At 71.4% G+C, this 20,117-nt stretch carries 17 protein-coding genes, 1 tRNA gene and 2 pseudogenes; 8 read left to right on the top strand and 12 right to left on the bottom strand.

Annotation, left to right across the window (positions count from 1 at the left end):
• Positions 1-33: 33 nt before the first annotated feature.
• Positions 34-618 carry a hypothetical protein gene (locus tag AC6F7H_RS17015; protein WP_500757809.1) on the bottom strand — a complete coding sequence of 195 codons (585 nt, stop codon included), beginning with the start codon at positions 616-618 and terminating at the stop codon, positions 34-36.
• 113 nt (positions 619-731) lie between these two features.
• Complete coding sequence (locus AC6F7H_RS17010) at positions 732-1,574, bottom strand: MurR/RpiR family transcriptional regulator (protein WP_500757808.1); 843 nt, start codon at positions 1,572-1,574, stop codon at positions 732-734.
• A 207-nt stretch (positions 1,575-1,781) separates the two neighbouring features.
• Between AC6F7H_RS17010 and AC6F7H_RS17005 the strand changes: the two genes are divergently transcribed.
• Positions 1,782-2,219: a hypothetical protein gene (locus AC6F7H_RS17005; RefSeq protein WP_500757807.1), complete on the top strand. Its 438-nt coding sequence runs from the start codon at positions 1,782-1,784 to the stop codon at positions 2,217-2,219.
• Positions 2,220-2,651: 432 nt separating this feature from the next.
• Here AC6F7H_RS17005 and AC6F7H_RS17000 read toward each other — a convergent pair whose 3' ends face one another.
• Positions 2,652-4,040 (bottom strand): cystathionine beta-synthase, encoded by a 1,389-nt coding sequence (locus AC6F7H_RS17000; RefSeq protein WP_109382463.1) that lies wholly within the window; start codon positions 4,038-4,040, stop codon positions 2,652-2,654.
• A 176-nt stretch (positions 4,041-4,216) separates the two neighbouring features.
• Here AC6F7H_RS17000 and AC6F7H_RS16995 point away from each other — a divergent pair, with 176 nt between their 5' ends.
• From AC6F7H_RS16995 to AC6F7H_RS16985, 3 genes are all read left to right on the top strand, one after another.
• Positions 4,217-5,278 carry an SGNH/GDSL hydrolase family protein gene (locus AC6F7H_RS16995; RefSeq protein ID WP_500757806.1) on the top strand — a complete coding sequence of 354 codons (1,062 nt, stop codon included), beginning with the start codon at positions 4,217-4,219 and terminating at the stop codon, positions 5,276-5,278.
• Positions 5,279-5,439: 161 nt separating this feature from the next.
• A complete protein-coding gene (locus AC6F7H_RS16990) occupies positions 5,440-6,660 on the top strand; it encodes an acetyl-CoA C-acetyltransferase (protein WP_500757805.1) in 1,221 nt (406 codons plus the stop codon).
• Positions 6,661-6,968: 308 nt separating this feature from the next.
• Positions 6,969-7,805: a hypothetical protein gene (locus tag AC6F7H_RS16985; RefSeq protein ID WP_500757804.1), complete on the top strand. Its 837-nt coding sequence runs from the start codon at positions 6,969-6,971 to the stop codon at positions 7,803-7,805.
• Between the two features lie 27 nt (positions 7,806-7,832).
• Here AC6F7H_RS16985 and AC6F7H_RS16980 read toward each other — a convergent pair whose 3' ends face one another.
• Entirely contained in the window at positions 7,833-8,144 is a 312-nt protein-coding gene (locus tag AC6F7H_RS16980; protein ID WP_500757803.1) for a hypothetical protein, read from the bottom strand.
• A gap of 100 nt (positions 8,145-8,244) precedes the next feature.
• Between AC6F7H_RS16980 and AC6F7H_RS16975 the strand changes: the two genes are divergently transcribed.
• Positions 8,245-8,475 carry a DUF4287 domain-containing protein gene (locus tag AC6F7H_RS16975; RefSeq protein WP_073888630.1) on the top strand — a complete coding sequence of 77 codons (231 nt, stop codon included), beginning with the start codon at positions 8,245-8,247 and terminating at the stop codon, positions 8,473-8,475.
• Positions 8,476-8,599: 124 nt separating this feature from the next.
• Here the strand turns inward: AC6F7H_RS16975 and AC6F7H_RS16970 are convergent, their stop codons facing one another.
• Positions 8,600-9,508, bottom strand: coding sequence for a Bax inhibitor-1/YccA family protein (locus AC6F7H_RS16970; RefSeq protein ID WP_500757802.1), 909 nt, complete (start codon positions 9,506-9,508; stop codon positions 8,600-8,602).
• Positions 9,509-9,784: 276 nt separating this feature from the next.
• On the opposite strand from AC6F7H_RS16970, the pseudogene AC6F7H_RS16965 reads away from it, so the two are divergent.
• Positions 9,785-9,907, top strand: a pseudogene (locus AC6F7H_RS16965) (HD domain-containing protein); the annotation flags it as partial.
• A gap of 188 nt (positions 9,908-10,095) precedes the next feature.
• Here the strand turns inward: AC6F7H_RS16965 and cutA are convergent.
• Together cutA and AC6F7H_RS16955 are read right to left on the bottom strand one after the other, a co-directional pair.
• Positions 10,096-10,356: pseudogene (gene cutA, locus AC6F7H_RS16960) on the bottom strand (divalent-cation tolerance protein CutA); the annotation flags it as partial.
• A gap of 115 nt (positions 10,357-10,471) precedes the next feature.
• Positions 10,472-10,555 (bottom strand) — tRNA-Leu (locus AC6F7H_RS16955).
• 467 nt (positions 10,556-11,022) lie between these two features.
• On the opposite strand from AC6F7H_RS16955, the gene AC6F7H_RS16950 reads away from it, so the two are divergent.
• Both AC6F7H_RS16950 and AC6F7H_RS16945 read left to right on the top strand, forming a co-directional pair.
• Positions 11,023-11,820 carry an ABC transporter ATP-binding protein gene (locus tag AC6F7H_RS16950; protein WP_500757801.1) on the top strand — a complete coding sequence of 266 codons (798 nt, stop codon included), beginning with the start codon at positions 11,023-11,025 and terminating at the stop codon, positions 11,818-11,820.
• A 111-nt stretch (positions 11,821-11,931) separates the two neighbouring features.
• Positions 11,932-14,460, top strand: a complete 2,529-nt coding sequence (locus tag AC6F7H_RS16945; protein ID WP_500757800.1) for an ABC transporter permease — start codon at positions 11,932-11,934, stop codon at positions 14,458-14,460.
• Positions 14,461-14,556: 96 nt separating this feature from the next.
• On the opposite strand, the gene AC6F7H_RS16940 is transcribed toward AC6F7H_RS16945, so the two are convergent.
• From AC6F7H_RS16940 to AC6F7H_RS16920, 5 genes are all read right to left on the bottom strand, one after another.
• Positions 14,557-15,855: a class I SAM-dependent methyltransferase gene (locus AC6F7H_RS16940; RefSeq protein ID WP_500757799.1), complete on the bottom strand. Its 1,299-nt coding sequence runs from the start codon at positions 15,853-15,855 to the stop codon at positions 14,557-14,559.
• 234 nt (positions 15,856-16,089) lie between these two features.
• Positions 16,090-17,493: an NAD(P)/FAD-dependent oxidoreductase gene (locus AC6F7H_RS16935; protein WP_500757798.1), complete on the bottom strand. Its 1,404-nt coding sequence runs from the start codon at positions 17,491-17,493 to the stop codon at positions 16,090-16,092.
• A 421-nt stretch (positions 17,494-17,914) separates the two neighbouring features.
• A complete protein-coding gene (locus AC6F7H_RS16930) occupies positions 17,915-18,874 on the bottom strand; it encodes a Ppx/GppA phosphatase family protein (RefSeq protein WP_500757797.1) in 960 nt (319 codons plus the stop codon).
• A complete protein-coding gene (locus AC6F7H_RS16925) occupies positions 18,871-19,422 on the bottom strand; it encodes a DUF501 domain-containing protein (protein WP_500757796.1) in 552 nt (183 codons plus the stop codon). Before AC6F7H_RS16925 ends, AC6F7H_RS16930 begins: the two co-directional genes overlap by 4 nt.
• A 148-nt stretch (positions 19,423-19,570) precedes the next feature.
• Positions 19,571-20,047, bottom strand: a complete 477-nt coding sequence (locus tag AC6F7H_RS16920; protein ID WP_500757795.1) for an FtsB family cell division protein — start codon at positions 20,045-20,047, stop codon at positions 19,571-19,573.
• Positions 20,048-20,117: the final 70 nt, after the last annotated feature.

Genomic DNA, 20,117 nt, shown 5'->3' with positions numbered 1-20,117 from the left:
CGACACCCGACCACCCGGACCGCCCGACCCGGGTCAGGCCAGGGCCGAGGCGCGGCGGCGGGCCCCGCCCGGGGTCGCGTCGCCCGCCGCGATGCCGGTGGTGCGGTACGCCTTGACCGCCTTGCCGGCCGGGCTGCCCGCGCCCGCGCGCAGCCAGTCGACGCGGACCCACAGCAGGCTCTGCTCGGCCTCCTCCAGGCGGCCGATCCAGGACGCCTTCCACCACAGGCCGGCCCCGCACCCGGCGAGCAGCAGACCGCCCGCCGCGGGCAGCGCGAACGAGCCGCCCAGGGCGGCGAGGAAGGCGAGCAGCAGCCACCAGCGGTGGCCGCGACGCCAGTTGCGCACGCTGACCGCACGGCCCTGGAGCACATCGTGCTTGCCCGCCCGGACCGCCGGCCGGGCCAGCGCGCGGTACCGCCCCCGCCGCGTGCACGCCACCGCGGCCATGGCCACGAGGAACAGCGCGGCCCCCGCCAGCACACCGATCCGGCGGCCGGTCAGCCCCGGCACCAGCACCCCGATGCCCGCCGCGAACACGCCCAGCCACCACAGCGGGGCGGCCCCGGCCCGTACGACGACGGCCACCCGAGCCAGCCCCTGTCCTCCGCGCATCACGTCCAGCCTCCCGTCCCACGTCAGTGGAGCGTCCGTATGGTCCCGGGGCGCAGGGTAGTGAACCGAGGTGAGAGAAGTCTGAGACACCACCCCTGCCCGCCCCGCCCCCGCCGTCACTCCACGAACAGACCGCGGGCCGCCGCCTTCGTGTCGAACTCCTCCAACCGGGCCTGTGCGTCGGGCAGGTCGTCGCACATCGCCTCCAGCAGCACCCGGCCCAGCAGCATCGGCGCGCACGCCGTGTCGAAGGCGAGCCCGGTGCCGACGGCGGCGGGCAGCAGCAGGTCGGAGACCTTGGCGACCGGCGCGAAGGCGGAGTCGGCGACGGTGACGACGGTCAGCCCCGTCTCCCTGGCGTGCGTGAGGGCGTCGACGACCTCGCGGGGATGCCGGGGCAGCGCGAAACACAGCAGGGCCCCGGCCCCGGCCCCGGCAGCGGCGTCGATGCGGTCGTGCAGCAGGGTGCCGCCCTCGTTGAGCAGCCGCACGTCGGGGTGGACCTTGGCGGCGAAGTAGGCGAAGCCGTGGGCCTGCGCCGCCGCCGCGCGCAGCCCGAGCACGGGCAGCGGCCTGCTGTCCGCGAGGATCCGTCCCGCCCGCCGCACGGGCTCCGGATCGGCCAGCACCTCCGCGAGGTGCCGCAGGTTCTCGATCTCGGCCTCGACGGCCTGCTGGTACTCGTTGTACGGGCCGGTCTCCGGCGTGGGCCCGGTGGGCGCGACCTCGCGCAGATGCCGCCGCAGCGCGGGGTAGCCGTCGAAGCCCAGGGCGACGGCGAACCGGGTCACGGAGGGCTGGCTGACCCCGGCCAGATCGGCCAGTTCCACGCTGGACAGGAACGGGACGTCGGCGGCGCGCCGCACCATGCTGTGCGCGATGCGCCGCTGCGTGGGCGTCAGCCGGTGCCCCTCGAAGAGCGCCTGCAGGCGCGCGCCCGGGCCCTCGGTGACGCTCATGACGTGGCTCCCCCTCGACCTGTTCCTCGGCCTGATCCTCTGCCTATTCACACACCGCGATTCCTGCATGCCGTTATACAGGCGAACGGAGGGCGAGCACGACCGGGAGCGGGCCCCGAAGCGGGCGCCGGGCCCCTGCGGGCCCCCGGCCGGCAACGGGGGCTACCCCCAGTGTCATGGGCCGTCGGCCTGCCTACCGTGGTCGGCATGAGCGGAACGGACGCGCGGGACGCCGAGCTGAAGAAGGAACTCGACGCCACCCTGCAGGCCCGCAGGGAACTGGGCGACGAGTACGACTCCGCGCTGGTCGACTCGTTCCTGGAGAAGGTCGACCAGCGCATCGACGGCACGGTGGAGCGCCTGGTGCGCCGGCAGCTCGCCGAGCAGCAGATGACGGTGGCCCGGGAGTCCCGGGCGTCGAAGGCCACGGACAGCTGGGGCGAGCGTTTCGGCTTCGGGATCGTCTCCCTGGTCCTGGCGATGCCGCTGTCCGCGATCGGCGGAGGTGTGGGCCACCTGCCCGGCCTGGTGGTCGCCTGGCTGGGCATCGTCGGCGTGAACGTCGTCCAGGCCGCACGCGTCGACCCGGCCCTGTTCGGCGGCCGCCGCCGACGGCAGGAGCCGGACGACGCCTGGAAGGACTGAGCGGACGGGACAGCCGCCGAGGGCGGCCGCGGGAGGGCGGTACGCGGGGACCACCGCACCCCCGTCACCGGGGGGCGGGACGACGGCGGTCCCCGCGCGGGGACGCGGGCCGGCCGGGCCGCGCGTCCTGGCGTCCATGGATGTCCGGGAGCCGCTCCGGAGGCCCTTGACGCCGTTCCCTGTCGGCCGGGAAGGGGATCCTCCCCCGGCGCCGAACGCCTGGGATGTGCCCCGCCTTCCCGCCGACACCCCTCACTCTGCCGGACCGGTGTTAAGCGCGTGCTGCGCGCACATGACGCCCGCGTACCACTTCCGCGAAGTCCACGAAGATCACGTGCGGAGATCGCATACGGCTCTGCTCCACGGCGTGCACGGCTGGTTCACCGGTGCTTCGCCGAAGGCCGCCACCGGCCGTCCGTCGGTTCCCGTCCGTCAGCTCCCGTCCTTGGCGAGGAAGGACAGCAGGTCCTGGCGGCCGACCACACCGGTCGGCTTGCCCTCGACCAGCACGATCGCCGCGTCCGCCTTGCCCAGCACGGCCATCAGGTCCGCGACGGGCTCACCGGAGCCGACCTGCGGCAGCGGGGCCGACATGTGCTTCTCCAGCGGGTCCTCGAGCGAGGCGTGCTTGCTGAACAGCGCGTCCAGCAGCTCCCGCTCCACCACCGAGCCGACGACCTCTGCGGCCATCACGTCCGGGTGGCCGGCGCCCGGCTTGACGACCGGCATCTGCGAGACGCCGTACTCGCGCAGGACCTCGATGGCCTGCCCGACCGTCTCGTCGGGGTGCATGTGCACGAGGGACGGGATGTGCCCGCCCTCCTTGTGGTCGAGGACGGCACCGACGCGGGCGCTCGGGCCGGCGTCCTCGAGGAAGCCGTAGTCGGCCATCCACTCGTCGTTGAAGATCTTGCTGAGGTAGCCGCGCCCGCTGTCCGGGAGCAGCACCACCACGACGTCGTCCTCGCCGAGCCGCTCGGCCACCCGCAGCGCCGCCACGACGGCCATGCCGCACGATCCGCCGACGAGCAGGCCCTCCTCCTTGGCGAGGCGCCGGGTCATCTGGAAGGAGTCCTTGTCGGACACGGGGACGATCTCGTCCGCTACGGTCCGGTCGTACGCGGTGGGCCAGAAGTCCTCGCCCACGCCCTCCACCAGGTACGGCCGCCCGGAGCCGCCCGAGTAGACGGAGCCCTCGGGGTCGGCGCCGACGACCTTGACGCGGCCGTCGCTGACCTCCTTCAGGTAGCGCCCGGTCCCGGAGATGGTGCCGCCGGTGCCGACTCCGGCCACGAAGTGGGTGATCTTCCCCTCGGTCTGCTCCCACAGCTCCGGGCCGGTGGACTCGTAGTGGCTGAGCGGGTTGTTGGGGTTGGAGTACTGGTCCGGCTTCCAGGCCCCCGGCGTCTCACGGACCAGCCGGTCGGAGACGTTGTAGTAGGAGTCGGGGTGCTCGGGGTCGACGGCGGTCGGGCAGACGACCACTTCCGCCCCGTACGCCCGCAGCACGTTGATCTTGTCCAGGGAGACCTTGTCGGGGCAGACGAAGATGCACTTGTAGCCCTTCTGCTGGGCCACGATGGCAAGACCGACCCCGGTGTTGCCACTGGTCGGTTCGACGATGGTGCCGCCCGGCTGCAGCTCTCCGCTCTTCTCCGCCGCCTCGATCATGCGCAGGGCGATGCGGTCCTTCACCGATCCGCCGGGGTTGAAGTACTCCACCTTGGCCAGGACAGTCGCCCCGATGCCCTTGGTGACGTTGTTGAGCCTCACGAGCGGGGTGTCGCCGACAAGGCTGATCATCGAGTCGTGGAATTGCACCGTTGTCTCCGGATGCTGCAAAAGGTGTGGTTGTCGTGGTGCTGCCAGCCTAGAGCCTGCTCCTGAGCCGCTGTCCGCCACGACCCGGCCGGGTCGTTCACCCACCGTCGAGATTGGACCACGGTCCGTACGGGGCAAGCACTGGGTGTACGGCTTCGAGGAGGTGGCGGCGAGGCATGACACGCATGTCGAGGGCGAGAGTGGCCCGGCGGATCGCGGCGGGCGCGGCGTACGGCGGCGGGGGCGTCGGGCTGGCCGGTGCGGCCGCCGTCGGGCTGCTGCTGGCCGAGGCCCAGCTGGCGCGGCGGCGGGTGGGCAACGGCGCGACTCCTCACGTACCGAACGCGGACGGCCTGTACGGCGCCGCCTACACGGTGCCCGGTGAACCGGCGCTGCGGCTGACGATGCTGGGCGACTCCACGGCCGCCGGCCAGGGGGTGCACCGGGCCGGGCAGACCCCGGGCGCGCTGCTGGCGTCGGGCGTCGCGGCGATCGCGGAACGGCCCGTGGGACTGAGCACGGTGGCGGTGCCCGGAGCCCGCTCCGACGACCTGGACCGGCAGGTGAGCCGGGCCCTGGCCGATCCGGCCCGGGTGCCCGACATCTGCGTGATCATGATCGGGGCGAACGACGTCACGCACCGCCTGTCGCCCGCCCTCTCCGTCCGTCACCTGGCCTCGGCGGTACGCCGGCTGCGGACGGCCGGAGCGGAGGTCGTCGTCGGCACCTGCCCGGACCTGGGCACGATCGAGCCGGTTTGGCAGCCCCTGCGCTGGCTGGCCCGGCGGGCCTCCCGGCAACTGGCGGCGGCCCAGACGATCGGCACGGTCGAACAGGGCGGGCGCACGGTGTCACTGGGCGATCTGCTGGGCCCCGAGTTCGCGGCGAACCCCCGCGAGCTCTTCGGCCCCGACAACTATCACCCCTCCACCGAGGGGTACGCCACGGCCGCCATGGCCGTCCTGCCGACCGTCTGCGCCGCGCTCGGACTGTGGCCCGCGCTGGAGGAGCGTCCCGACTCGGCCCGCCGCGAGGGCTTCCTCCCCGTCGCCCGGGCGGCGGCCGAGGCCGCTTCGGAGGCGGGCACCGAGGTCACGGCGGCCGCGCCGACGGGCCTCCGGGGTCCCTGGGCCCTCCTCAAGCGCCGCAAGCGCCGCCGGGTGCCGGAACCGGAGCTCGAGCCGGAATCCGCTCCGGTGGCGGATTCCGGGGGATCCCAGACCAAAGCAAGCGCTTAGTAAACTGCGGCCAGAGTCACACCGCGCCCCTCGTGACCCCGCCACTACGGCCGGGTAGCTTCCCAAGCAGCCCACCCGTCGCCCGACCACCACCCCTCAACGAGGCGCTACGCGCCGCCCCTTCCGCCCCGTCGCCCGACCACCACCCCTCAGGAGCCGTGATGCCCGAAGCCGTGATCGTCTCAGCCGCCCGCTCCCCCATCGGCCGCGCCTTCAAGGGCTCCCTGAAGGACGTGCGCCCGGACGACCTGACCGCCTCGATCATCCAGGCCGCCCTCGCCAAGGTCCCCGAGCTGGACCCGAAGGACATCGACGACCTGATGCTCGGCTGCGGCCTGCCCGGCGGCGAGCAGGGCAACAACCTCGGCCGCATCGTCGCCGTGCAGATGGGGATGGACCACCTCCCCGGCTGCACCGTCACCCGCTACTGCTCGTCGTCCCTGCAGACCTCCCGCATGGCGCTGCACGCCATCAAGGCCGGGGAGGGCGACGTCTTCATCTCGGCCGGCGTCGAGACGGTTTCCCGGTTCGCCAAGGGCAACTCCGACAGCCTTCCCGACACCCGCAACCCGTTCTTCGCCAAGGCCGAGGCCCGTACCGCCGCCGTCGCGGAGCAGGAGGGCACCACCTGGCACGACCCGCGCGAGGACGGTCTCGTCCCGGACGCCTACATCGCGATGGGCCAGACCGCCGAGAACCTGGCGCGCGCCAAGGGCGTCACCCGCCAGGAGATGGACGAGTTCGGCGTCCGCTCGCAGAACCTCGCCGAGGAAGCCATCAAGAACGGCTTCTGGGAGCGCGAGATCACTCCGGTGACGCTGCCCGACGGCACGGTCGTCGCCAAGGACGACGGCCCGCGCGCCGGAGTCACCATGGAGGGCGTCTCCGGCCTCAAGCCCGTCTTCCGCCCCGACGGCCTGGTCACCGCCGGCAACTGCTGCCCGCTCAACGACGGTGCCGCCGCGCTGGTCGTCATGAGCGACACCAAGGCCCGCGAGCTCGGCCTGACCCCGCTCGCCCGGATCGTCTCCACCGGCGTCTCCGGCCTCTCCCCGGAGATCATGGGCCTCGGCCCGGTCGAGGCGAGCAGGCAGGCCCTGTCCCGCGCCGGTCTCACCATCGACGACATCGACCTGGTCGAGATCAACGAGGCGTTCGCCGCCCAGGTGATCCCCTCCTACCGCGAGCTCGGCATCCCGCTGGAGAAGCTGAACGTCAACGGCGGCGCCATCGCCGTCGGCCACCCCTTCGGCATGACCGGCGCCCGCATCACCGCCACGCTCATCAACTCCCTGCAGTTCCACGACAAGCAGTTCGGCCTGGAGACGATGTGCGTCGGCGGCGGCCAGGGCATGGCCATGGTCATCGAGCGCCTCAGCTGATCGACTCGACCGACCGCCGCGGGCGACCGCCGCGGCGAGCCGCAAAGTAGCCGGAGCGGCACGGTCGGTGAGACGACGGCCCGGAACCCCTGAACCACCGGGGTTCCGGGCCGTTCCGTGATCCAATCGCCCCCAGGATGTGACCTATCTCCCTCGCCGAGGAGATTCACGCAGGTCAGAGCCCTGCCCTCAGCCGGCCCGGAAACCACACCCTGTCCGTTTCGTGACGTCACGCACTGACAGATGGTTAGTCCGCCCTTCAAGCTGATGTAGGAAGTCGGGGTCGACTTTGAACCGGGAGTACGTCAGTGAGCGCCATGCCGATCGCCCTGCTGGTCACCACGGCCGCCACCGGCGCCGTGGGCGTCGCTGTCCTGCGCAGCATCTTGGTGCTGCGCCGACAGGTCGCGGCTCTGCACACCGAGCTGGCCAGGAACAACGCCGCCGCCCTGCGCGCGCTGCTGCCCACCGCCCGCGCGGCCCACGCCGACGAGATACGCGCGGCCGTGGCCGAGGCGCTCGCGGAGGAACGGGAGCGGGAGCTCGCCGAGGCGCGGGCGTTCTGGGCCGCCCAGGAGGCCCGTGACATCTCCGACGCGCCGACCCTGCTGGGCCTGGCCGACAGTGAGCTGTTCCTGCCGCGGCAGGCCGATTTCGTCGGTCTGGAACCGGTGACCGAGCCGGGTGCCGACGCCGACACGTACGCCCCCAAGGACTCCAAGGACTTCAGGGACCCCAAGGACCTCGTCCAGGGCGGCACCCCCGCGGACTCCCCCGAGCTGGCCGCGGCCCGCCGGCGGCACCCCTCGCACCCGGACTTCGTGCCCCACCCGGCCCCTGCCGTCGCCGACGACGAGCGCACCGTGTCCACGCTGGAGGAGCTGGCCGCCTCCGAGGTGGAGCTGACCGACGTCCGCCCCGGCCCGCTGGGCACGCTGGACGTCTACGTCTTCGCCGACGGCACGACGCTGTGCATGACACCGGGGCACCGCGAGACCGCGGAGCGCCTGGCCGCGGCCCTGCGCGAGGGCGAGACCCCGTTCCTGCTCGGCGGCTCCGGCGTCTCGGGCGCGTACACGCTGACCTTCGCCTGCGGCGAGGAGAACGTCTACATCCTGGCGGACCGCGTCATCGCGTCCCTCTGACCCGGGGCGGCTCCCCCGCGGGCCCGCCTACACCCCGGCGCGTTTCTGCGCCTCCTCCACGAGCCACACCGCCTCCTCGACCTCCCCCTCGTTCTTCAGTACGAGGGCCAGGTCGTGGCCGGCGACGGAGATCTGGTCCGCGGCGGCGAACATGCCCGCGTCGGGCATCTCCCGGGGCTCGGTGCCCGGCTCCTCGACGCGCTGGGTCCACCGCGCCAACTCCCTGGCCAGAGCCAGTGCCTCGGCAGCGGCTCCCCGCTGCAGCCGGCTCTGCGGCGCGGCCCGCAGACGGTCGGCGAAATGGTCCACGGCACGGATGAGGGGCGTCGTATCAAGCACGCGGTGAGCGTACGCGGCCCGGCAGGGCTGTTGCCAACGGACGAACACTCAGGCACGGTGACCTGAAGGACCGGCTCACACCCCTGCGCTGGAGGCGCCGATGTCCCAAGTCTTCTCCGAGGAGACCCACCGCAACCTGCTCGCCCGTATCCCGCACTGCACCGGTCGTGAGATCTCCGACTGGCTGCGCACCGTCGAAGAAGGCCCGTCTCTCTTCCGCTTCGAGGAGAAGGTCAGCTGGCTCCGCCACGAATACGACCTGGCGTACGGCCACGCCAAGGCGATCGTCCACGAGTACGACCTGAGAAGGGCCGCGCGCAAGCTGCTCTAGGCACGCGCGCGCCACTCCCGGTCGGCACTTCCCACTCCACCATTCACCCGTCCGCACCACGGCGAAGGGCCCCGGGGAGAACCCGGGGCCCTTCGCCTGCACGTGCCACTGCCGTGGCGCGGCGTCAGTCGCTGCTGTTGAGGATCGAGATGAGCCTCAGGAACTCCAGGTAGATCCACACCAGCGTCAGCGTGAGGCCGAAGGCCGCGAACCAGGCCTCCTCGCGCGGGGCACCGTAGGCGAGGCCGTCCTCGACCTGCTTGAAGTCCAGGGCGAGGAAGCAGGCACCGAGGATGATGCCGACGACGCCGAAGACGATGCCGAGCGGGCCGCTGCGGAAGCCGAGGCCGTCACCGCCGCCGAACACCGCGAACAGCAGGTTCACGCCCATCAGCAGGATGAAGCCGAGCGCGGCCGCCATCACGAAGCCGTAGAAACGGCGGTTGACGCGGATCCAGCCCGCCTTGTACGCCACCAGCACGGCGGCGAAGACCGCCATGGTGCCGAGCACGGCCTGCATGGCCGCACCGTTGGCGACGTGGGTGTCGACGATGTTGGAGATGACGCCGAGGAAGACACCCTCGACGGCGGCATACGTCAGGATCAGCGCGGGCGAGGCCTTGCGCTTGAACGACTGCACGAGCGCAAGGACCATGCCGAGCAGCGCGGCGCCGATGCCGATGCCGTAGGACCGGCTGATGTTGGCCTCGTCGACGGGCAGCAGGGCCCAGGAGAGGGCCGCGGCGACGATGAGCAGGCCGAGCGTGCTCGCCGTGCGCATGATGACGTCGTCGATGGTCATCCGGCCGGTCGCGGCCGGCGCCTGCGGCGGCGCACCGTGCTGCAGATCCTGCTGTCCGTGCGGGTTCTGCGCGTAGGGGTTCTGCGCGTACGGGTTGCCGGTGGGCTGCGCGTACGGGTTGCCCTGCGTGGCGACAGCGGGACCCCCGGCCTGCGGCGCGGTGTTGAAGCCCGCGTAGCCGTTGTCGCGGCTGAACCCCCGTCGCGAGAAGACCGGGTTTCTGCTCCTCATTGCACTCCTCCATGGCCACACAGCATGGCCTTGGGCTCAAGAGTAATGGGTAGGCAAAGGAATGACCCCCCTACCTCGGGAGGATCTTTCCCCTGTCGTGCTGCGCAACACGCTACGCGGCCGCGTGATTCCCCTCACCGCAGGGGCCCGAACCATGACAGATCCGGAACCTGTCCGGAACCGGCCGGAGATCATCCCCAGCCGGTCGCCCCCACGGCGCCCTCGGTTCCTTCGGAGGCACCCTCGACGATCATGTGCCGGCCGAAGACCCCGAGAAACGCTCAGCGGTGGATCGACGACAGCCGCGGCCGGCTCGTCACCAAGAGCGGTCGAGCCCTCGCAGACGCCGCGCTCGAGACCGGTTCACTCGACTGGCTCCGCACGGCTCCCGGCGAGAAGCAGGACCGAGGAGTCCGTAAGCCGCCCTGCGCGGCGGGGGAGCGGCCCGGCAGCCCGAAGGAATCACCCCACCCACACGAGAACGCCCCGGCCGTACGAAACGTACTGGAGCACACCGGCGTCCAGGACTCCTCGGGGCGCACGTTGTCCTTGGTCCGATCCGGGCAGCGGGGCGCCCCCGAAATCGGCGTGGCGATCAGCTCCGGATCGTCCCAGGGGTGCGCGTCCGACAGGTGCCGCTCCAGCTCCGGGCACCGCTCGCCGGTCGCCGTGAGGAGCAGCCGCCGCTCCTCACCCTCACCGAACTCCCCGAGGTGCCGGAACACCGACGTGACGGGACCGATGATCTGCGAACCCGCAGCAAGCCGCGCCTTGACCGCTCCTTGGGCCAGGCCGGCAGCTTGCTCACGGGCGGGCGTGGCGGTCGAGACCTGCACGTAGTCGGTCATGGCCGGGAGGCCAACGGCCCCTCACCCCCGGCGAGCACTACCCGCAGGACTGACCCGCCGGCCGCAGGCAGGGCGCCTGCAGCCGTGCGTGCTTCAGACGCCGTGGAAGCGGAAGTGCCCGGAGCCGGACTTGAACCGGCACGCCCGCGAAGGGGCAGCGAGGTTTAAGCTCGCCGTGTCTGCATTCCACCATCCGGGCAGGCCATGGGCTCCGCGTCGGGCACACGCCGAGCCTATCGGGACCCCTCTCTCCCACAACGGGGTGGTGACCCCATGTTGTCTTATTTTATTGGCGCCTGAGGGTGCATCAGGTCAAGGAAAACGCCATCAGCACTTGCCACCAGCCTTGCGGGCGGGGGCCGGCCGCGCATGCGGAATGACGGAATTTCACCGTCTCAACAAGGGCGCTCCACCTGTTCTGACGATGTCCGCCGCTCGGACCGTCTCCCCCTGGGGTCAGGGCGGGCCGTCATCCCCAGGTATGACAGCGGCCCCGGTGGTCAGCCCCGAGTCGCCCCCCACAACCGGAGCAGCGGGTGACTACACGGCGGTGAGCGCGCGAAACGATGGAGCACGTTCCCGTTCCCGCGCAACGCGTCGTCGCACCACACCTCGTCGCGAAAGACGTCGTCGCGAAACAGTCGTCCCGACAGGAGTGCCCATCCCGTGACCACCGCACCCTCCCCCGGACTCCGTCCGGGGGGACCCTCAGCCGACCGGACCACCGCCGTGGCCGCGCGCGCCACGGACCTGTCGAAGATCTACGGCCAGGGCGAGACCCAGGTGGTCGCCCTCGACCAGGTCTCCGTCGGCTTCCGGCAGGCGGAGTTCACCGCGATCATGGGCCCGTCGGGGTCCGGCAAGTCCACGCTCATGCACTGCGTCGCCGGTCTCGACACGTTCTCGTCCGGTTCCGTGCGCATCGGTGACACCGAGCTGGGCTCCCTGAAGGACAAGCAGCTGACCAAACTGCGCCGGGACAAGATCGGGTTCATCTTCCAGGCGTTCAACCTGCTGCCGACCCTCACGGCCCTGGAGAACATCACCCTTCCGATGGACATCGCGGGGCGCAGGCCGGACAAGGAGTGGCTGGACACGGTGATCCGGATGGTCGGCCTGTCCGACCGGCTGAGCCACCGGCCCGCCCAGCTGTCCGGCGGCCAGCAGCAGCGGGTCGCCGTGGCACGGGCGTTGGCCTCCCGGCCCGACATCATCTTCGGCGACGAGCCCACCGGCAACCTCGACTCCCGTTCCGGCGCCGAGGTGCTCGGCTTCCTGCGCAACTCCGTGCGCGAGCTGGGGCAGACGGTGGTCATGGTGACCCACGACCCGGTCGCCGCGGCCTACGCGGACCGGGTGGTGTTCCTCGCGGACGGCAGGATCGTGGACGAGATGCACGGGCCGACGGCCGACTCGGTGCTCGACCGCATGAAGGAGTTCGACGCCAAGGGCCGCACCAGCTGAGGCAGCGTCATGCCCGCCGCCGACTGAGGACCCGTCACCGGCCGACGCTCCGCCGCACGCCCCGCACCCCCTCCTCCCGCCCTCGTACCTCTGGACCCGAGAAGACACCCAATGTTCCGTACCGCCTTGCGCAATGTGCTCGCGCACAAGGCCCGGCTCCTGATGACCGTGCTCGCCGTGATGCTCGGCGTGGCCTTCGTGTCGGGGACCCTGGTCTTCACCAACACCATCTCCAACGCTCTCCAGAAGCAGTCCGCCAAGGGCTTCGACCACATCGACGTCGCCGTCACCGCCGAGTGGAAGGAGCCCGAGGGCGACAAGGTCGGCGAGTACCACGAGCTGACCCCGGCCATGGTCGACGACAGCGCCGGGGTGCCGGGTGCCGCGCGGGCCATCGGGGTCGTCCAGGGGTTCACCGCACTCGCCGACAAGGACGGCAAGCTGGTCGGCGACGGCTTCCAGTCGCAGGGCGGCAACTACTGGGGCGACGACGACCCCCGCTACCCGCTGACCGACGGGCGCGCGCCCAAGGGCGCCGACGAGATCCTCATCGACTCCGAGACCGCGAGGCGCACCGGCTACCGGGTCGGTGACACCGTACGGATGTCGGTCGACGGTCCCGTGCTGGAGCCGGTCGTCACCGGTGTCTTCACCACGGACGACGGCAATGTCGCGGCCGGCGGAAGCCTCACCCTGTTCGACACCGCGACCGCGCAGAGGCTGTTCGGCAAGGCGGGCACGTTCGACGAGATCGCCGTCAAGGCGAAGGACGGCGTCTCCGAGGCCGCGCTGCGCTCGCAGCTGGAGAAGGCGTTGCCCGCCGGTGCCGTCAGCACCAGGACCGGCGGCGAACTCGCCGACGAACAGGCGGAGATGATCGCCTCGTCGATGAGCGGTATGAAGCAGGGCCTGCTGGTGTTCGCCGGTATCGCGCTGTTCGTCGGTACGTTCATCATCGCCAACACCTTCACCATGCTGGTCGCCCAGCGCACCAGGGAACTGGCGCTGATGCGCGCGGTCGGCGCCTCCCGCCGGCAGGTCACGCGGTCGGTGCTGATCGAGGCGTTCCTGGTGGGGGCGGTCGCCGCCGTGGTCGGGCTGCTCACCGGTGTCGGCATCGGCGCCGGGCTGCGTTCCCTGGTGGGGTCGCTGGGCGCGACCATGCCCGACGGCCCCTTGGTGATCACGCCGGGCACCGTCGGCACCGCGTTCGCGGTCGGCATCCTGATCACCATGCTCGCCGCCTGGCTGCCCGGCCGCCGGGCCGCGAAGATCCCGCCGGTGGCGGCGATGAGCTCGGTGCACGCCCAGGCGACGACCAAGTCGCTGGTGCTGCGCAACACGCTGGGCGCGCTCTTCGCGGGGGCCGGTGTCGCGGTGGTCCTGGTGGCCACGACGATGGACGGCTCGGACGGCCAGGCCCCCATGGGGCTCGGCGCGGTGCTGCTGATCATCGGTGTGTTCGTCCTGACACCCCTGCTGTCCCTCCCGCTGATCGCCGCCGCGGCTCCGGTGCTCCGCGTCTTCGGGGTGTCCGGGAAGCTGGCCCGGCAGAACTCGGTGCGCAATCCGCGCCGTACCGCCGCGACCGCGTCCGCGCTGATGATCGGACTCACCCTGATCACCGGTATGACGGTGGTGGCGGGCAGCCTGCAGAAGTCCATCGACAAGATGGCGGCCTCCTCGATCGAGGCCGACTACGTGGTGTCCATGGCGAACGGCCACGGGCTGAAGCCGGACGTGGGGCGCACGCTGCGGGAGGCCGACGGCGTCACCGCCGCCAGCCCCATGCGCAACGCGGCGGCCCGCATCGGCGGGGAGACCGCCTTCCTGACCGGCGTCGACGGCGCCGCGATCGGCGAGCTGACCGAGTTCCCGGTCCGGGAGGGCGCCTTCGAGGTGGGCGGCACGCGGATCGTCGTCGACCACGAAACGGCCGAACGCCGCGGTTGGAAGGCCGGTTCCGACCTCACCGTCGCCTACGAGGACGGCGAGAAGCAGAAGCTGACGGTCGCCGGTGTCTACGAGGGCAACGAGATGTTCCGCGGCATCATGCTCGACACCGCGACGCTCGCCCCGCACCAGTCGGACCCGGGCGACATGCTGGTCCTGGTGAAGACCTCCGGCGGCGCCTCCGACACCGCGAAGGACAACCTGGAGAAGGCCCTCGGCACCAACCCCGCGATCAAGGTCCAGGACAAGCAGGACCTCTCCGACGAGTTGGCGCAGATGTTCACCCTGATACTGAACATGGTCTACGGGCTGCTGGCCATGGCCGTGCTCGTCGCGGTGATCGGGGTCATCAACACCCTGGCCATGTCGGTGTTCGAGCGGTCCCAGGAGATCGGCATGCTCCGCGCGGTCGGCCTGGACCGCAGGGGCGTCAAGCGGATGGTCCGCCTGGAGTCCCTGGTGATCTCCCTGTTCGGCGGGGTGCTCGGCATCGGGCTGGGCGTGTTCTTCGGCTGGGCGGCCGGTGAGCTCCTGGGGACCAGGATGTCGACGTACGAACTGGTCCTGCCCTGGGACCGGTTGGCGGTCTTCCTGCTGCTGGCCGGTGTCGTGGGCGTCCTGGCGGCGCTGTGGCCGGCCCGGCGGGCGGCACGGCTGAACATGCTGCAGGCGATCAAGACCGAGTAGCCGAGCAGCACGCGCGGGCGGGCCCCGTCGCGGTGACCGACGACCGGTCACCGCGACGGGGCCCGTCCCTTCGTGTCGGGACCCGGGGTGAGCGGGTCAGTTCCAGGTGCGGGTGCGCAGGGGGAGGCCGGAGGTGCCGGAGTCGGGGGTCTTCACGGCCAGCACCTGGTTGACGCCGATGCGGCCGCGTTCGAAGGCGAGCGCGGAGGCGGCCATGTACAGCAGCCAGACTCGGGCGCGTCCCGGGCCGGCGAGCGTGACGGCCCGGCCCCACCCCGCCTCCAGGTTCGCCACCCAGCGGCGCAGGGTGAGTGCGTAGTGCTCGCGGATCGACTCGACGTCACGCGTCTCGAAGCCGGCCCGCTCCAGCAGGGACACCGTGGTGCCCACGGGGGCGAGTTCACCGTCGGGGAAGACGTAGGCGTCCATGAACGGGTCCAGGCGGTACGCCGATTCGTCCCGCTGCGGGCGGCGTGCGATCTGGTGGTTCAGCAGCCGTCCGCCGGGCTTCAGGAGGCGGTGCAGGGCCGTGGCGTACTCCAGGTACCGCTGGGCGCCGACGTGTTCGGCCATGCCGATCGAGGAGATCGCGTCGTAGGGGCCGTCCGGGACGTCACGGTAGTCCTGGACCCTGATCTCGACGCGGTCGGTGAGCCCTTCGCCGGCGACACGCTTACGGGCGTGGGCGGCCTGCTCCTGGGAGAGGGTGATGCCGACGACGCTCACGCCGTGCTCGCGGGCGGCGTGGATCGCCATGGAGCCCCAGCCGCAGCCGACGTCCAGCAGGCGCCGGCCCGGCGTCAGGGCGAGCTTGCGGCAGACGAGTTCCAGCTTGTCGCGCTGGGCCTCCTCGAGGGTGCCCTGCGGCGGCGGGGCGGGCCAGTAGGCGCAGGAGTACACCATGGACGGGCCGAGGACGATCTCGTAGAAGTCGTTGCCGACGTCGTAGTGGTGGCTGATGGCGTGTCGGTCGCTGCGCTTGGTGTGCAGGCCGCGGCGGGGCCTGCGGACCTCCTCCGGCGGCGGGCCGGGCGGCAGCGGCGGGCCCGCCAGCCCGAGGAGGCCGCGGACGGCGGAGCGGACCTCGGGGTCGCGCAGCGACCGGGCCAGGGTGGGGGCGTCCTCACCGCGCTCCCAGACGAGGCCGGAGAGCAGGTCGAGGGCGGTGTAGAGGTCACCGTCGATGCCGAGGTCACCGGTCACCCAGGCGCGGGCGAGGCCGAGTTCGCCCGGCTTCCACAGCAGGTGGCGCACGGCCCGGCGGTTGCGTACGACGAGGGTCGGTGCGCCCGGGGGGCCTGCTTGTGATCCGTCCCAGGCGCGGATGCGCAGTGGGACGGGTGTGCCCAGCAACTGTTCGACGAGGCCCTTCAGCCGCGGAGCGGCGTCTCTCATGGTGTACACCTCCGCTAGGTGCGTCCCCTGCTCGAGCGAGTTCGAGAGCTCGGGGAAGGCGATCCCGGAATGTCCTCACCACGTAAGCACCTGCGGGCCGCCGGACAGTACCCGGCGCGCGTCAGGACCGGGCAAAAGCACCGAAGGGGCCGCCCGCACCACGGATGGCGGGCGACCCCTTCGGGTGACCGATGGCCCTGAGACCGGACGGGACCGGACCTGGAGACCGGCGGGTCAGGAAGCCTTGGCCTCGGCCTTCTCGGCCTTCTCGGTCTTCACCGGCTCGGCGGCCGCGGGCACCGGGACCGGCTTCGCGGCCTCGTAGAACTCCTCGCGCGGGGACTGGATCGCGCCCAGCGAGACGACCTCGCGCCGGAGGAACATGGCGAGCGTCCAGTCGGCGAAGACCCGGATCTTGCGGTTCCACGTCGGCATCGCCATGCCGTGGTAGCTCCGGTGCATGTACCAGGCGAGACGGCCCTTGAGCTTGATCTTCATCTTGCCGACGACGATCATCGCGACGCCCTTGTGCAGGCCGAGGCCCGCCACCGCGCCCTTGTTGGCGTGGCTGTACTCCTTCTGCGGGAAGCCCCGCATGGCGGAGACCACGTTGTCGCCGAGCACCTTGGCCTGGCGCAGCGCGTGCTGGGCGTTCGGCGGGCACCAGGCGTTCTCGTTGCCGGCCTTGCGGCCCACGAGGTCCGGCACCTGGGCGTTGTCGCCCGCGGCCCAGATGTAGTCGCTGCCGGTGACCTGGAGGGTCGGCTGGGTGTCGACATGGCCGCGCGGACCCAGCGGGAGGCCGAAGCGGGCCAGGGCCGGGTTCGGCTTGACGCCCGCCGTCCACACGATGGTGTTGGAGTCGACCTCGAGGCCGTTCTTCAGCACGACGTGGCCGTCGACGCAGGAGTCCATGGAGGTGGAGAGGTAGACCTCGACGCCGCGGCCCTCGAGGTGCTCCTTGCCGTACTTGCCGAGCTTCGGACCCACCTCGGGGAGGATCTTGTCGGCGGCGTCGACGAGGATGAAGCGCATGTCCTCACGGGACACGTTCTTGTAGTACTTGGCCGCGTCCCGGGCCAGGTCCTCGACCTCACCGATGGTTTCCGCGCCCGCGAAGCCACCGCCGACGAAGACGAAGGTGAGCGCCTTGCGGCGGATCTCCTCGTCCGTGGTGGAGTCGGCCTTGTCGAGCTGCTCGAGGACGTGGTTGCGCAGGCCGATGGCCTCCTCGATGCCCTTCATGCCGATGCCCTGCTCGGCGAGGCCGGGGATCGGGAAGGTGCGGGAGACCGCGCCGAGCGCGATCACCAGGTAGTCGAAGGGCAGTTCGTAGGCCTCGCCGACCAGCGGCGCGACCGTGGCGACCTTGCGGTCCTGGTCGATGGTGGTGACCCGGCCGGTGAGGACCTCCGCCTTGGGGAGCACGCGTCGCAGGGGGACGACGACGTGCCGCGGGGAGATGTTGCCGGCGGCGGCTTCGGGCAGGAAGGGCTGGTAGGTCATGTACGACCGCGGGTCGACGACGGTGACGGTCGCCTCGCCGTAACGCATCTTCTTCTGGATGCGCCGAGCTGCGTACAGGCCTACGTACCCACCGCCTACTACGAGGATCCTGGGACGCTCCGTGGTGCTCATGCCATCGAGTATCCACCCGCCCTCGGGGGTGGGCTCGTGCGCCCCTTCACAAGCTCGACCAGTGCCCGTGTTACACTTCCCGGCTTTTGTGATCAAGCCCATGCCGGGGAACGGGAACGAGTGCTCGATGTGACCCGTTGTCAATACCGCGTGAGCTGCCCCTCTTCGGATTTCGGGACACCACGAGGCTACGGACAGGACTTCCGCGACGACCGACCCGAGGGCACCCACCTGCACCTTCTGAACGTGTTCAAAGGGGGTCTGGGGGCCCGAAAGGGTCAACCGGGCCCTCTTCTTCGGCCCACCGGGGCCGATTCCTTGTGAAGAACTTCACGAACTTTCCCGCCGACACCCGCCGGGAGGGGCCCATCGGCCCCTTCCGATCACCGCTCAACCGGTATCCGCACTGCCCAGCAGAGTGCTACTCGCCGGCGGCGACGGACCACGCGATGCCGTCAAGGATGTCGTGCTCGCTGACCACGACCTCCTTCGCGTCGATCCGTTCCATGATCGAGAGGAGGACGAGAGCGCCCGCGCCGATCACGTCGACACGGCCCGGGTGCATGGACGGGACCGCCGCGCGCTCGGCGTGGGTGGCACGCAGCAGCCACTCGGTGATCTCGCGGACGCGCTCCCGGGAGACCCGGGAGTGATGGATGGCCGTCGAGTCGTACGCGGGAAGCTCCTGGGCGATCGCCGACACCGTCGTGACCGATCCGGCCAGGCCGACCAGGGTGCGCGCCTCGCGCAGCGGGACCGTCCCCTCGGCCCGGTCGAGGGCGGCCTCGATGTCGGCGCGCATCGCCGCGATCTGCCGCTCGGTCGGCGGGTCCGCCACCGCCCCGTCCCGCACCAGGTGCCGCTCGGTCATCCGCACACAGCCCACGTCGACGGACCGGGCCCCGCGCACGCGGTCGTCGCCGACGACGAACTCGGTGGAGCCGCCGCCGATGTCCACGACCAGGAACGGGCGACGCAGGTCCGCACGCCCCGTCAGTTCCTTGGTGGCGCCGGTGAAGGAGAACTCGGCCTCCTGGTCGCCGGAGATGACCTCGGGCTCCACCCCCAGGATGTCCAGCACCCCGCGCACGAACACGTCCCGGTTCCCGGCGTCGCGCGAGGCGGAGGTGGCCACGAAGCGCAGACGCTTCGCACCGTGCTTCTCGATGATCTCCGCGTACTCGCGGCAGGCGGCGAACGTCCGCTCCAGCGCCTCGGGGGCGAGCCGGCCCGTGCGGTCGACGTCCTGGCCGAGCCGGACGATCGTCATGCGCCGGTCCAGGTCGGTCAGTTCACCGGTCGCCGGGTCGGCGTCGGCCACCAGGAGCCGGATGGAGTTCGTACCGCAGTCGATGGCGGCCACCCGGGACCCCGCGCTCACTGCGTGTCCTCCTTCGGGTCGGCCGGCGCGTCGCCGGGCAGGGTCACGCACGGGCCCTTGCGCCACCACTGGGGCAGCATCGCGAGCGCCTCGTCGCCCAGCGGGTTGACGCCGGGGCCGGCGGCCAGCGAGTGGGCGACCAGGACGTGCAGGCACTTCACCCGGTCCGGCATTCCGCCGGCGCTCGGGAAGTTCTTCAGTTCCTCGATCTCGTCACGGCGCCGGATGTAGTCCTCGTGCGCCGCGCGGTAGGCGGCCGCCAGCTCCGGGTCCGCCGCCAGCCGCTCCGTCATCTCCTTCATCACGCCGTTCGCCTCCAGCGTGCCGATCGCGGAGTTCGCCTTCGGGCACGTCAGGTAGTACAGCGTCGGGAAGGGGGTGCCGTCGGGCAGCCTGGGTGCGGTCTCGACGACGTCGGGCTGTCCGCAGGGACAGCGGTGCGCGATGGCGCGCAGCCCGCGCGGGGGCCGCCCGAGCTGCTGCTTGAAGGCCTCGACGTCCGCGTCGGTCGGCTCGGTGCGCGGGGTCGGGGGCGGGAGGGTGTCCATACGTGTCTTCCTGCGGGTCTCTGTACGGGGCGTGCGGCCTTTTCCGCACTCCTGAAGGGCTTCAGGGGGCCCAGCGGGCTCCGGAAAGGGTTCCGGGAGGTGGTGGCCCGGAACGACGGCTGAGGGTAGTAAGGCTAAACCCGGGGGCTCACCGCGCGGCGGCGTCGGACTTGTCGACCCCGTCCCAGACGTTCGCGTACCAGGGGCGGTCGGCCGCTCCGAGGTCGGTGCGCGACTTCTCGGCCGTGCCCGGGTCGATCACGATGTAGCCGGTCTCGCCGGGCATGACGTGGTGCAGCCGCTCGCGGGCCTGCTGCTCGGCGTAGGCGTCGTCCTGCCAGCGCGCCTTGAGGTCGCGCAGCTGCTCGACCCGTCGGCGGGCCTCGTCCTGCTCCTGCTGGAGGTCGGCGACCTCGGCGCGCTGGGACACGTACTGCCGCATGGGGTAGGCCAGCGCCACGATCAGCGAGCAGACCACCAGGGCGAGCAGCGCGGCCCGGCCGGTCAGCCGGGAGCGGCGGGCCTGGCGTCTGGTCTGCGAGCGGTAGACCCGGGCCGCGGTCTGCTCACCGATCAGCCGGATCCTGGTCGCGGTGGAGAAGCGGTCCCGGTCCTTCACGGCCATGTCCCCGTCTCCCGTTCACATTTCATACGCGCGTACGTCCCCGGACACGGTACGGGACCGTGTCCGGGGA

Source organism: Streptomyces sp. MMS24-W38 (assembly GCF_059889265.1).
This window is presented reverse-complemented; position numbering and strand designations above follow the sequence as displayed.

Excerpts from the sequence above, each read along its gene's own strand:
- AC6F7H_RS16990 (WP_500757805.1), top strand. The coding sequence starts at position 5,440 with ATGCCCGAAGCCGTGATCGTCTCAGCCGCCCGCTCCCCCATCGGCCGC.
- AC6F7H_RS16935 (WP_500757798.1), bottom strand. The coding sequence starts at position 17,493 with ATGAGCACCACGGAGCGTCCCAGGATCCTCGTAGTAGGCGGTGGGTAC.
- AC6F7H_RS17010 (WP_500757808.1), bottom strand. The coding sequence starts at position 1,574 with ATGAGCGTCACCGAGGGCCCGGGCGCGCGCCTGCAGGCGCTCTTCGAG.
- AC6F7H_RS17005 (WP_500757807.1), top strand. The coding sequence starts at position 1,782 with ATGAGCGGAACGGACGCGCGGGACGCCGAGCTGAAGAAGGAACTCGAC.
- AC6F7H_RS16920 (WP_500757795.1), bottom strand. The coding sequence starts at position 20,047 with ATGGCCGTGAAGGACCGGGACCGCTTCTCCACCGCGACCAGGATCCGG.
- AC6F7H_RS16975 (WP_073888630.1), top strand. The coding sequence starts at position 8,245 with ATGTCCCAAGTCTTCTCCGAGGAGACCCACCGCAACCTGCTCGCCCGT.
- AC6F7H_RS16925 (WP_500757796.1), bottom strand. The coding sequence starts at position 19,422 with ATGGACACCCTCCCGCCCCCGACCCCGCGCACCGAGCCGACCGACGCG.
- AC6F7H_RS16995 (WP_500757806.1), top strand. The coding sequence starts at position 4,217 with ATGACACGCATGTCGAGGGCGAGAGTGGCCCGGCGGATCGCGGCGGGC.
- AC6F7H_RS16945 (WP_500757800.1), top strand. The coding sequence starts at position 11,932 with ATGTTCCGTACCGCCTTGCGCAATGTGCTCGCGCACAAGGCCCGGCTC.
- AC6F7H_RS16940 (WP_500757799.1), bottom strand. The coding sequence starts at position 15,855 with ATGAGAGACGCCGCTCCGCGGCTGAAGGGCCTCGTCGAACAGTTGCTG.
- AC6F7H_RS16970 (WP_500757802.1), bottom strand. The coding sequence starts at position 9,508 with ATGAGGAGCAGAAACCCGGTCTTCTCGCGACGGGGGTTCAGCCGCGAC.